At 29.6% G+C, this 13,072-nt stretch carries 14 protein-coding genes; 4 read left to right on the top strand and 10 right to left on the bottom strand.

Annotation, left to right across the window (positions count from 1 at the left end):
- Nucleotide 1: 1 nt before the first annotated feature.
- Nucleotides 2-1,453 (bottom strand): MBOAT family O-acyltransferase, encoded by a 1,452-nt coding sequence (locus ABD715_RS02760; RefSeq protein ID WP_344786541.1) that lies wholly within the window; start codon nt 1,451-1,453, stop codon nt 2-4.
- Nucleotides 1,454-1,882: 429 nt separating this feature from the next.
- Here ABD715_RS02760 and ABD715_RS02755 point away from each other — a divergent pair, with 429 nt between their 5' ends.
- Entirely contained in the window at nt 1,883-3,016 is a 1,134-nt protein-coding gene (locus ABD715_RS02755; protein WP_344786540.1) for an acyl-CoA synthetase family protein, read from the top strand.
- 63 nt (nt 3,017-3,079) lie between these two features.
- A complete protein-coding gene (locus tag ABD715_RS02750) occupies nt 3,080-3,742 on the top strand; it encodes an acetyltransferase (RefSeq protein WP_344786539.1) in 663 nt (220 codons plus the stop codon).
- Here ABD715_RS02750 and ABD715_RS02745 read toward each other — a convergent pair.
- The 7 genes from ABD715_RS02745 to ABD715_RS02715 form a co-directional block, all read right to left on the bottom strand.
- The gene (locus ABD715_RS02745; RefSeq protein WP_344786538.1) at nt 3,739-4,434 is read right to left on the bottom strand and encodes an HAD family hydrolase; all 696 of its coding nucleotides are present in this window, start codon (nt 4,432-4,434) and stop codon (nt 3,739-3,741) included. The genes ABD715_RS02750 and ABD715_RS02745 overlap by 4 nt on opposite strands.
- The gene (locus ABD715_RS02740; RefSeq protein WP_344786537.1) at nt 4,427-5,392 is read right to left on the bottom strand and encodes an ATP-grasp domain-containing protein; all 966 of its coding nucleotides are present in this window, start codon (nt 5,390-5,392) and stop codon (nt 4,427-4,429) included. The genes ABD715_RS02745 and ABD715_RS02740 overlap by 8 nt, the downstream gene beginning before the upstream one ends.
- A 104-nt stretch (nt 5,393-5,496) precedes the next feature.
- Nucleotides 5,497-6,228, bottom strand: coding sequence for a class I SAM-dependent methyltransferase (locus tag ABD715_RS02735; protein WP_344786536.1), 732 nt, complete (start codon nt 6,226-6,228; stop codon nt 5,497-5,499).
- Nucleotides 6,229-6,249: 21 nt separating this feature from the next.
- Nucleotides 6,250-6,969, bottom strand: a complete 720-nt coding sequence (locus ABD715_RS02730; protein WP_344786535.1) for a class I SAM-dependent methyltransferase — start codon at nt 6,967-6,969, stop codon at nt 6,250-6,252.
- 26 nt (nt 6,970-6,995) lie between these two features.
- Nucleotides 6,996-8,684, bottom strand: a complete 1,689-nt coding sequence (locus tag ABD715_RS02725; RefSeq protein ID WP_344786534.1) for a carbamoyltransferase family protein — start codon at nt 8,682-8,684, stop codon at nt 6,996-6,998.
- A gap of 274 nt (nt 8,685-8,958) precedes the next feature.
- Nucleotides 8,959-9,438, bottom strand: a complete 480-nt coding sequence (locus ABD715_RS02720) for an Lrp/AsnC family transcriptional regulator (RefSeq protein ID WP_344786533.1) — start codon at nt 9,436-9,438, stop codon at nt 8,959-8,961.
- Nucleotides 9,439-9,495: 57 nt separating this feature from the next.
- Nucleotides 9,496-10,653: a M14 family zinc carboxypeptidase gene (locus ABD715_RS02715; protein WP_344786532.1), complete on the bottom strand. Its 1,158-nt coding sequence runs from the start codon at nt 10,651-10,653 to the stop codon at nt 9,496-9,498.
- Between the two features lie 301 nt (nt 10,654-10,954).
- On the opposite strand from ABD715_RS02715, the gene ABD715_RS02710 reads away from it, so the two are divergent.
- Both ABD715_RS02710 and ABD715_RS02705 read left to right on the top strand, forming a co-directional pair.
- Entirely contained in the window at nt 10,955-11,341 is a 387-nt protein-coding gene (locus tag ABD715_RS02710; RefSeq protein ID WP_344786531.1) for a helix-turn-helix domain-containing protein, read from the top strand.
- Nucleotides 11,342-11,378: 37 nt separating this feature from the next.
- Nucleotides 11,379-11,750: a DNA topoisomerase IV gene (locus tag ABD715_RS02705; RefSeq protein ID WP_344786530.1), complete on the top strand. Its 372-nt coding sequence runs from the start codon at nt 11,379-11,381 to the stop codon at nt 11,748-11,750.
- A gap of 3 nt (nt 11,751-11,753) precedes the next feature.
- Here the strand turns inward: ABD715_RS02705 and ABD715_RS02700 are convergent, their stop codons facing one another.
- Together ABD715_RS02700 and ABD715_RS02695 are read right to left on the bottom strand one after the other, a co-directional pair.
- Entirely contained in the window at nt 11,754-12,254 is a 501-nt protein-coding gene (locus tag ABD715_RS02700) for a hydrolase (RefSeq protein ID WP_344786529.1), read from the bottom strand.
- An 11-nt stretch (nt 12,255-12,265) separates the two neighbouring features.
- The gene (locus ABD715_RS02695) at nt 12,266-13,027 is read right to left on the bottom strand and encodes an MBL fold metallo-hydrolase (RefSeq protein ID WP_344786528.1); all 762 of its coding nucleotides are present in this window, start codon (nt 13,025-13,027) and stop codon (nt 12,266-12,268) included.
- Nucleotides 13,028-13,072: the final 45 nt, after the last annotated feature.

Here is a 13,072-nt window from a genome sequence, read left to right as displayed (position 1 = left end):
ATTAAAATTGAAAATAAATAAACGATCTATCGACTCCAGAATCGTAAAAAAGCAGCATTGCAAAAACAACAACAGCGTATACAAAAAACCTTAAAAACTTATTTTTAAATTGAAAAGGCGCTCTTTCATTTTTTCTAATAACATATTCATATAAAACAAAAACTAATATAAGTACATAATAATCTATCATTCTATATCCACTAGGATGCAAATAAGCTTCAAAACTAAAGTTTCCAAATATTCTATATAAATAACCAAAAGCATCTTTAATACTTTCTGCTCTAAAAAACACCCAAGATAATGTAACTAAGCTAAAAACATAACACACTTTTAAAAGCTCTTTAACAGAAGGCAGCAAAGTGTTTTGAGCTATAATACCTGTTTTATACGTGTTATTTTTACCCAATAACAAAACTGGTATAAAAAATAAAGCATGTAAAAGTCCCCAAACAACAAAAGTCCAATTGGCTCCATGCCAAAACCCGCTTATTAAAAAAACAATTAAAACATTTCTTATTGTTATTACTTTGGATTGTCTAGACCCACCAAGAGGAATATAAACATAAGCTTGAAACCAAGAAGATAACGATATGTGCCAACGCCTCCAAAACTCTGCAATGTTTCTTGAAAAGAATGGGAATTTAAAGTTAGACATTAACTCTACCCCAAATAGTTTTGCGGTGCCTATTGCTATATCTGAATAGCCACTAAAATCTCCGTAAATTTGAAATCCAAAAAATATAGCGCCTAATACCAATGTAGAACTTGAATAGTTTTGGTAATTAGAAAAAATATCGTCTACTATAGGTGCTACAGCATCTGCTATAACCACTTTTTTAAAAAGCCCCCATACTATTAATTTTATACCATCTACCTGTTGCTTATAATTAAAATCTCGTTTGCTATCTATTTGAGATAATAAATTTGAAGCTCTTTCTATTGGACCTGCTACCAACTGAGGAAAAAAACTAACAAATGTTGCAAAAGATAAAAAATGGATGGTTGGCTTTAATTTTTTATAATAAATGTCTAAAGAATACGACATAGTTTGAAAGGTATAAAACGAAATACCTACAGGAAGAATAACCTTGAGTGTCCATGTGTTTGTTATATTATAACCTAACATAGCAACCAAATCGACCCAAGAGTCTATAAAAAAGTTGTAATATTTAAAAAAACCTAAGAGCCCTATATTAAATATAACACTTACTAGCAACCAAGCTTTTTTAACTGATGCTTTGGAGCTAGAAAATATTTGTATCCCTACATAATAATCGACTATAGTACTTAGTAAAATTAAAGATAGAAACCTCCAATCCCACAGGCCATAAAAAAAATAACTTGCTAATAACAGTAGTATATTTTGAAATTTTAAGCTTTTTCTTAAAATAATCCAGTGTAAAAGATAAACTACTATTAGAAAAACAAAAAACTCTAAAGAATTAAATAACATATTAAAATGTATTGGCTAAAAGAAGTGTTATTATTAAAATGCTATTACTGTGTAAATATGACATAAGCGCATTTTAAAATCAAAATTAGTCTTTGAAATACTAAAATATCCTTTGAATATCACCTTCAACAAAACTAAAGAAAGATTCTATTATTAAAACATAATATTTTAAATTAAATTAGATGAAAAAATAATTTTCATCTAAAAAAATCATACGCTTTGCAAAGCGCTTTAGTTAATTTAGTAAAATAATTAATAACAGGTAAATTATAAATGTTACAACATATTCGCTACAAATTATTTTGGTTTTTAGATGGCATTAAAGGCTCGAAAATAAAAAAGCACTTAAAAGAAATACAAGAGATTATTGAGCACAGTACCCCGACTGTATATAAAGCAGGCTCTAATAAACAGCTAAACAAGCTCTTAATGCATAGTATAGAACATATAACTTTTTATAAAACCTATAATGCAGCCAAGCGTCTTGAAGATTTTCCTGTAATTAATAAAAACATTATAAATGCAAACTATAATCATTTTATATCTAAAACACCCCATAATGAAGGAACTAGAATAGTTTCGACTAGCGGGTCTACAGGAACACCTTTAAAAATAATTCAAAACAAAAACAAAATACTTAGAAATACTGCTGATACGATTTATTTCTCTGAATTAGCTGGCTATAAAGTAGGCTATAAATTACTTTTTTTAAGACATTGGAATCCTATTTATAGAAAATCTAAGCTTATAAACTGGTTGCAAAACACCACTCCTATTGAAGTGGTTAATATGAATGATAATGATATAAACAACTTACTTAAAGCTATTGAAAAAGATAAAAGTAAAAAAGCCTGGCTAGGTTTCCCTTCTGGATTCGAGCAAATATGTAAATATTTAGATAAAACAAAATCGGCTCCCATTAAAGCGAATATAGCATCTATTATTGGTATAGCAGAAGGTGTTAATACTTATACCAAATCGCGTATGCAGTATTATTTTAACACCCCAATGGTTTCTAGATATTCTAATATGGAAAACGGAATTATAGCACAGCAAATGAAAAATAGTACTCATTTTGTAATTAATTGGGCTAGTTTTTTTGTTGAAATATTAAAAATAGATTCTGATAAACCAGCTGAGTTAAATGAATATGGACGTATTGTAATTACTGATTTATTTAACTACGCTACACCAATGATACGTTACGACACAGGAGATATTGGCATTATGGATTACAGTGCGTCTCCCCCGTTTTTAAAACATATTGAAGGTAGAAAAACAGATGTTATATATAATACGAAGGGAAACATTACATCGCCTTTTATGATGACTAGTGTTATAAATTTTATTGGCATAAAGCAAATACAACTAATACAAGAAGGCTTAAAAACATACACCATAAAACTTAATTGTAGTCAACAATTTGATAAACAAGAAGATTTAATTCTGTTTTTTAAATCTGCACTAGGACAAGACGCAGAAATAACTATTAAATACACCAAAGGAATTCCTCTTTTAAATTCTGGTAAAAGAAAAATGACTTTAAATAAATTAATTTCATAAATTTACTGCTTAATTACTGCAGTATTAAACTTATAAAAACTGTTAATTAATAGCCAATCCCCAATGAAAAACATTGTTATAATAGGTGCTTCTGGCCACGCAAGAATGATTATTGACATTATTGAGCGCCAAGAAGACTTAAAAATTATAGGCCTAATTGATAGCTACAAAACTATTGGTGAGAGTTTATTTAACTACAAAGTTATAGGAACAGAAGATGCTATCCCAGATTTAATTAAAAGCAAAACCATTGTTGGAGGTATTATAGCTATTGGAGATAACTACCAACGCTACCAAATGTTTTTAAAATTGAGTAAAACTTGTGTGAATTTCGAGTACATAAACGCCATTCATCCTAGTGCCATAATAGGCAAAGATACGCTTATTGGTATAGGTACCGTTTTAATGCCTTATGCAACAGTTAATGCTAACTCTAAAGTTGGATCGCATTGCATTGTAAATACGCAATCGTCCTTAGGTCATGATTCTATAATGGAAAACTTTTCTAGTTTAGGACCTGGGTCGAATACAGGAGGACACGTTACTATAAAAACAAGCTCTGCCATTTGTATTGGAGCCTGCATTACTGGAGGTATTACGATAGAAAAACATAGTGTTGTTGGAGCAGGTTCTGTTGTTTTAAAAAACATAAATGCCTTTAAATTAGCTTATGGAAACCCTACAATAGAAATTAGAGATAGAGAAATTAATGAAAGTTATTTTTAATTATTGTGTTTTATTTTAGTTACGTCTTGTAACACTAGTAAAACTTCGGGTAATTTTTTTATAATATGACGTGGTGAGGCTTCTTTTGAAACTTTAAAAGACTGCTTATGTATGTTTTTACCATTATTAACAACACATATGGTACACCATCCTAACGCATTAGGCCCTATAAAATCTTTTGTAGTATTATCGCCAACATATGCATAAATATGATCTTTACCATATTTATTTTCGTAATATTTAAAGTTATTAATGTTTGGTTTTTCTGAACCAAATTCTTCTGAAATTATAATATCATCAAAATAGTCATCAAGTCCTAGAGCTTTGAGTTTATTGCGCTGTTGTACACTGCGACCGTCTGTTATTAATCCCATTTTAAAAACGATTTTTCTTAAATCGTTAAGTAATTTTTTGTGAGAAGCTGTTAACGTAATATCTGGTGTGTGATTTCTATAAAGTGCTAATAAATCTGCAATTGTAACATCTTCAACTTTAGTTTCTGTAATTACTTTTTCGAATGGGTTTTCGTTTGAGTGATAGGCTAATATCATACTATCAAAAATAGCTTCTGCCTTTAATTTAGTTTTAGAAGCTATCAAACTTGCAATCGCTCTATAAGCAGATTTTAAATAATCAATTTCATTATACAGCGTATCATCTAAATCAAATACAAATACAATTTTTTTATCCATGTACTAAAACTTCTTTATCGTAACGCAGCATCAATAGATTATCTTCCCAATCTTCATAGAAATTATCAAGAGGGGTTTCATTTAACAAATACTCTTGAATTAACCATTTAGGATAATTAGCGCCAGAAAAGTATGTTAAAGGAAAACCTCCACCAAAACGTGCATTTATTTCGATTCCAAATATTTCATCTGTTTCTAAATGCTTAAAAAACTGAGCTGTTAAGCAGCCTATGGCACCATCTATATAGCCTAATTTTTCTTTTATATAACTTACCAACACGCCTTTCTCTGTGACACCCTTACTTACTTCGCCATTTCTAACTTCAATACGTTTTCTAGGTACAACACATTTTAAATTGCTATTCTTATCGTAGTATAAGTCGCAAGTATATTCCTTGTAATAATTATGATCTAAATATTTTAAAAACATTAAATCGTCATTTTTAAAATGATAATCGATAAAATCTTCTTGTTTAGTTATTGTATAAGTATCTATACTCCTACTACCATGTATTGGTTTAATAAAAACAGGAAGTTCGTAATTAGTTTTAGAATACTCTTTGGCTATTTGAATATCTTTTTGCTCGAAAAAACGATGAATAGAACGTTTGTTACGACATGCATTTACAAATTTTTCAGAAGAAATAACAGCTGTTATGCCATGGCTTAACAATACTTCTTTTTTATTTGCTAACAACAACAACTCGGTGTCTATGGTAGGAATTATAAGTTTTATATTGTTCGCTTTACAAACATTAAGCAGACTATTAAAATAGTCTTTATGACTAATTAATGGTAATTTAAAGGCTTTGTCTGATATATTACACGCTGCAGATAAATTAGTATTATAATCTGTAGTCATAACTTTAGACTCTGGCCATATGTTTTTTAATTCTTTTTGAAATATTTTAACTAAAGAAACGCGACTACCAGCCGAGGTTATTAATATGTTCATCATTTAAATTCGTTATCACATCAAAAATATGATATTAAATAGCTTAATTATTAAGCGTATAAAAGTAAATTTAGGGTAGAATTTATCTTATTATAATCTTTGATATTTTATTTAGTGCAAATTACATAAAATATTTTGCCTTTTCTATTAGTAATTTCTTCTTCATTATATACTTTTTGGATTTGAAATCCTGAATCTTTTAATTTTTTTAAAATTTTAGCTTTCTTTCCCCATAAAATACCATGCTGTTCTTTTCTAAAAAACAACCAATTAAATGAGTTGTCTACTTTTTTTACTTCGGGTAAATAATATTTCTGAACCTTTCTACCTGTAACTAAACGCACAAAGTTTATAAAAAAACTTAAAATTGGATTGTACCACCTAGAATTCCAATCTAAAAAGCTAAAAATATAAGTAGCATCTTTTTTACCTATTCTATGAGCTTCTTTTATAGATTGGTCAAAAAGATCTTTAGGCACCATAGAAAGAACTTGTCCTAAGTAAATTAAATAATCAAATTTATTAGATTCAAAGCCTTTTAAATCTGCAGCATCACCTTGTTTAAAATCTACTTTAGATTGTTTTTTCTTAGCTTTATCTTTAGCTATCTGTATCATTTCTGGTATGATATCAAAAGCATTAATTTTAGAGAAACCTAACTCGTCTTCTAAATAAAAACAAAAAATACCAGCTGCAGTGCCTGCCTCTATAACTTCTAATTTATTATTTGTTAAGTATGTTGAGAATAAATATTTCTCGATATCACTAATACTAGACCTACAACTCCACCTGTCTACTACATCTTTTTTAAATTTTTCGTGAAATCTCTTATTACTCATAATTATATAATTAAGTAGGTTTTACTTTTTACAAACAAAAAACATTACTTTTCCTTTTTTACTAAATTCCTTTTCACTGTGAAAAGCTTCTATTTTAAAGCCTTTGTCTATCAACTTCTTTTTAACCTTATTTTTTTTAGCCCACAGTATACTGTACCCCTTTTTATTAAAAAAATTTTTATTAATACCGTTGGTATCATTTACTTCTGGAAGATAATATTTCTGTATTTTTTGAAACTTTACTAATCTTGAAGAATTAATTAATATACTTAGAATGGAATTATACCATCTAGAATCCCAGTCCATAAAGCTAAATATAAAGGTGCTGTCGTTTTGCCCTAATTTATATGCTTCGGTAACAGCTTCATCTAAAACCTTTTCTGGAACCATACATAAAACCTGACCTGTGTATAAAATATTTTTAAATTGCTCTGATTTATAGACTTCTAAATTAGAAACATCGGCTTGTGAAAATTCAATTTTAGATTTTCTCTTGAGTCCTGTAGATTTACAATGCTCTATTAGCTTTGCTACCAAATCGAAAGCAACAATATTAGTAAACTCTAAGTCCTCTTCTAATGAAAAAGAAATTCGTCCTCCTCCTGTTCCTGCTTCTAAAGTCTTGCTTTGATTGTTTAAGTATTTAGTAAAGATATATCGCTCTGCCTTTGTTAAGTATATTGGACTTTGAGACCAACCCTTGAAAACTTCTTCTTCAAATTCCTTAGAAAAACTATTCATTATTATAAATGTATTTTATGAGTTTATTATTTTCTAAGTAAAAAGTTACCAATAACTAGGTAGTCTAACCCTGTAGAGAAGAAGCATCGAATAGCATCCTGAGGAGACTCTACTACTGGTTCTCCTTGAATATTAAAACTCGTATTAAGAACAACAGGCACTCCTGTTTTTTCTCCTAGTTTTTTAATTAAATCATAATAAAGGGCATGCGATTCTTTAGTTACAGTTTGCAGTCTAGCACTACCATCTACGTGGGTTACTGCTGGTATAATATCTTGTTTTTCTTTAAGTACGTTACACACTTTTAACATAAAAGGAGCTTCTACTTCTAAATCGAAAAAGTCATTTTTAGCCTCTAGAATAGTTGAAGGAGCAAATGGTCTGTAAGCTTCTCTAAATTTTACTTCAGAATTTATCTTATCCTTCATTTGTGGAAATGCTGGATTAGCTAAAATACTTCTGCTTCCCAAGGCCCTTGGTCCTATTTCCATGGCATATTGAAACCATCCTATAATATTTCCTTCTTCCAAAAGTCCTGCAGCAACCTCACAAATATCGTCAAAGGTTTCATATTTTAATTTTGCACCTTTAAGTACTTTTTCTATATCATCGTTTGTATATTCTGTTCCTACATAGGGATTTGAATGCACAAAGTTTCGCTCTTTTTTAAAAATACCATTATATAGGTAATAAGCTGCACCTATAGCAGTACCGTTATCTCCTGCTGCTGGCATAACATAAACATCTTCAAACGGGCTTTCTCTTACTATTCGCCCATTCATTACACTGTTTAAAGCAACTCCTCCAGAGATTACCAAGTATTTTGCATTTGTTTTTTTGTGTAAAATATCACATATTTCTAAAGCCTTATTTTCTAAAACACGCTGAAAAGCAGCAGCAACATCCATATGATGTTTTTTAAAGTCTTCATTTTTTTGTCTAGGTTCTCCAAAAATTTTAAAAAATTTATCTGAGCACCTTTTCCAGCTCATATTCTGATAATTAAAATAACTTAAATCAAAAGATAATTGTCCGTCGTCTGTTACTGTAACAATTTTTTCAACTTCTTCAAGAAATACTTCTGGATCTCCCATTGGAGCAAGCCCCATTGTTTTCCCTTCATCATAAGTGGTTCTAAAGCCACAAAATTGGGTTACAGCCTCGTAAAAAGACCCTAAAGAATGTGGAAAATAACTTTGACCTATGCACTCTACATTATTATCTTTACCATGACCTAACCATGTTGTAGCCCATTCACCAGACCCGTCTATGCCTAAAAGCGCAGCCTCCTTATAGGGAGATACAAAAAAAGAACCTGCTGCATGACTAAGATGATGTTGTATAAAGTGTACCTCTGGTCCTTCTTCTTTACTATCCCAATGGTAACCAAACCAATTCCAAAAACTTTTTTGTTTGTTATAACCGTGAACTAACTCATGATTAATAAATGGTTTTATTGTTTTTAAATTTTTTAAACTATGACCTATTTTTTTACCTATGTTATGTGTTGGTTTAATGGAAACTGCAATATGATCTATATCTTTATAAGATAAACCTGCTATTTTTAAACACCTATCTATTGCTAGCATAGGAAAATTTCTTGTGTGCTTATCTCTATTTAATCTTTCTTCTTCTATTGCAGCTACAAGTATTCCGTCTTTAACTAGGCAAGCTGTAGAATCATGGAAGTAATAATTTAAACCTAAAATAACCATTTAATATTCTTTAAAATTAATTCAAACTGTTCTTTTGCGCTTTAATTTAGTTTAATAAAAAGTCTATTTTTTATACTAAAAAAATAAAACTATGTATATTAGGGATATGATTAACATAATTCTTATTGGTAGTAAATATCTATTATGCAATATTATATATCAAAATTATTCTTTGAAATACTTAAAATAACCATAAAATGTATTTAGCACTGTTTAAAAAACAAAAAAACCGCTAAAAAGCGGTTTTTTACTTGTAAAATATACTGTTTTTACATTACATCTCGTTAAAAATAGAATGCATTAAACGTTTTTTGTCATTTATACTTTCTTCAAGAGATATCATTGTTTCTGTTCTATACACACCTTCAATATCGTCTAACTTGAAGATAACTTCTTTAGCGTGTTCTGTACTTCTTGCTCTAATTTTACAGAAGATATTAAACTTACCTGTTGTAATGTGCGCTACAGTAACAAATGGTATTTCGTTTACACGCTCCAATACAAATTTAGTTTGAGAGGTATTATTTAAATACACACCAACGTATGCTATAAATGAATATCCTAATTTTTTGTAGTCTAAAGTTAATGATGAACCTCTAATAATTCCAGATTCTTCCATTTTTTTTACACGAACGTGTACTGTTCCTGCCGATATTAAAAGTTTTTTTGCAATATCTGTAAAAGGTATTCTTGTGTTATCGATTAACATATCAAGAATTTGATGATCGATTTCGTCTAATTTAATTTTCCCCATAATTAATTATTCCTAAGTATAAATCAAAATTAATACATTTTATTTAATAAATCTGCATTATTCATGCGATTTATTTTGAAAAAGTGCGATTTTCGCATTATTAATACTTACGCAAACGTTTTCGCTGCCTATTTCCAATTCCAATCCATCTCCACATAACACCGACTCCTTTTTAGCATCAATTTCTTTATGCCCAAATAAGTTATTTAGATTACCTAAGCGTTCTACTTTAGGTATAAATTCTATTTTGTTGTTAATTAATGTTTCTTTAAACAGAAAGCCTACATCGGTAATTTTTCCTTTTATACTAGCATTACGTATAATAACATCTAAAAAACACTTTCCGTTTTCAGGAATATTTAAATATGGCTCATATTTAGCTCCAGAAACATCATTATTGGCTATATATTTTAAAGCAGACCATAAAGACATGTATATATACTCTCTAGTTACTTCGCGCCCATAATCGTCTTTAAAATGCCCAGCTTCAAACAAAATTGTAGGTACATTTTCACTTTGAAACGTGTCTCCTACGCAGTTTATATTAAAAGCATCATCGTATACCCCTACCTGGTTAGGTATAACATACTGAAGCGTACTATTCATCTCTGCTATAACCTCCATAGCCACCTTTCTATTAGCAGTTATAGTACAAGCTTTATCTTGAGCTGGAGATAAAAATGATACCGTTGCTATATTATTTGTTTCGCCAGCACTAAAAATAGTACGTTGCCCATGCAGATTTAAACAAAAATGAGGCTTAAACTCATTAAAAACAGCTCTTAACACTTTACTTTCTGGCTGTGATAAAGCTTGAGCATCTCTATTTAAATCGACTTTATTTGCATTAATTCTAGTATAAGCCTTAGCTCCATCTGGATTTAAAATAGGTATGATATATAAGGTACAATGCTCTAATATAGATTTAGAGGCTGTTTTATTAGCTGTTAAAGTGTTTAATAAATCGAAAATAGCTTTTGTGGTTGTCGATTCGTTGCCATGCATTTGCGACCACATTAAAACTTTTTTATCGCCTTGTCCTATTTTAATAGAATGAATGGGTTGATTTAAAACAGACGTGCCAATAACTTTTATTTCCATTTTAGAACTCAACTTTTCCAGCAAAGGTTCTATGTGTGTGTTGGTAATATATCTGTGATAAAGACTAGTTTCTTTACATACTTTAAACTGCGATTGAATCTCTTTAATTTCCATTGAATTATTTTATGATACAAATGTAAACAATTACAATTTTACAAATGTAAACATGATTTTGAAACTGATTGTTTATTTTTGTAAACAAAAATATTTAAAATTAACTGCGCTATACGCAAGATAAACTTTTAGATGTGGTAATACAAATAGATAAACATGCAAATACTTTATTTTCAGATAATTAAAATACATTACATGAAGTAAAAAATCAACATAAATGAATTTTAACAGTTGACATGTAGCCCGTATTAAGTATTATTGTTACATTTGTAAAACCATTTGAAACCCTATTTAGTTTACAATGATAAACAATGCCGATTTTGCTAAAAGATTAAAAAAAGTAATAGAGTATTACGGAGAATCTGCGTCTTCTTTTGCCGAAAAAATAAACGTACAACGCTCTAGTATATCTCATATTTTATCGGGAAGAAACAAACCAAGTTTAGAGTTTGTTTTAAAAGTACTATCCTCTTTTCCTGAAGTAGAATTGTATTGGTTATTAAACGGAAAAGGACATTTTCCAAAAACAGAAACCCACTCTACCCCCTTAAAAAAAATGGAGCAACCAACTCCTCCTCAAAAAGAAATTGCAAGAGCTTTAGAAAACACAAAAAAAGAAGAAGACAAAACTATAGAACGCATTGTTATATTTTATTCTGATGGTAGTTTTAAAAATTTCGAGAATTAATGCAACTATTTAATTAGTTTTGCACAAAAACAATTTTATGAGAGTTTTTCTTATTTGCTTATCGGTTTTATTATTTACTAACTGCTACGAAAAAGCAAGAGACTGTAAAGATTTTAAAACAGGTGTCTTTTATAGCGAAGTTACCATTGATGATGTACTATATAAATCTACATTTAAAAGAAGCAAAACCCTGCAAATTGAAATCTACAACAATAAAGTAGACTCCTCCAGCTTGAGATGGATAAATGATTGCGAAGTTATTTTTAAAACCATTAACCCTAAAAGCATGGCAGACCACAAGGATATTCATTTAAAAATATTAACCACCACAGATTCGTCTTACACCTACGAATACTCGTACGTAGGCGAAACAAAAAAACAAAAAGGCATTGCTTACAAAAGCAAATAAAACCTAGTTAAAAGGATAAAGGAAAGATTCCACTAAATTAAAGCTTAACTGCCTTTGCTTTGTAACTTCGTAAGTTAAAAACACCTCTCCCCAATATTCGCCATCAGAAAAATCTGCAATAATCCATTTATGATTTAAAATTTTAACAGTATTTATCATCATACGTCTACCTTCTCCCGACGCATAGGGCACTATTGGATGCTGCCCTTTTACCTCGTTAAGCCTATACAGCTCATCTTTTATAAAAGGAATTAAAGTAGCTACATCTAAACCTTCTTTTTCAAAATAAGAAATAGCATCTTCATTTCTATTCAAATTAAAATGAGACTGATTAACCATATCATCATTTAAAGCAACTATAGAGTCTTTAAAGGTTTTTAATTTAGCTCTGTAATTAGTTAGTTTAATATCTTGATCTTCAAATATTCTTTTAGCACTAACATACTGAAACAACACTAATAGCATTGAAAAAATAAACAAGTACATAAATATTTTCTGTTTCATCTCTTAAATTTTTAAATAGTGATTTGTAAATTATCGAAAGCTAGAAATACATTTTTTGGTAACTTTTTCTGAACTTCTTCATGAAAACCAAGTAAATGACTAACATGCGTTAAATAAGCCTTCTCTGGGTTTACTTTTTTTATAAAACTAAGCGCTTCTTCTAAATTAAAATGAGAATAATGAGGCGCTTCGCGCAATGCATTAACAACAAGAACTTTTACGTTTTTAATCTTATCAATTTCTTTATCTTCAACTGTTTTCATATCGGTTAAATAAGCAAAATCATTAAATCGATACCCAAACACCTGCAACTTAAAATGCAAACCACTAACAGGCACAACTTGTACACCTCCTATTTCAAAAGGTTTATTTTTTACTTTATTAATAGAAACCGACGGAGCACCAGGATATTTATTCTTTTTTTTAAAAATATAATCAAAACGCTTTTTTAACGATTTCAAAACTCGTTTGTGTGCAAAAATTGAAATAGCCCCTTGTTTAAAATAAAAAGGCCTAATATCATCTAAGCCAAGAACATGATCCGAATGCTCGTGAGTAAACAAAATACCATCAACCTTAGTACAATTTGCTCGTAACATTTGCTGCCTAAAATCTGGACCACAATCTATTACATAACTAAAATTACCCCACTCTATTAAAACCGACACCCTTAATCGCTTGTCTTTTTCGTCTTCACTTAAACAAACAGGATGTGTACTACCTATTACAGGAATGCCTTGAGATGTACCAGTACCAAGAAATGTTATTTTCAAAACCCTTTATTTTAATACAAAAATAGCTTATTTTTTTATTTGTTA

Source organism: Postechiella marina, assembly GCF_039538365.1.
Classification (GTDB): domain Bacteria; phylum Bacteroidota; class Bacteroidia; order Flavobacteriales; family Flavobacteriaceae; genus Postechiella; species Postechiella marina.
This window is presented reverse-complemented; position numbering and strand designations above follow the sequence as displayed.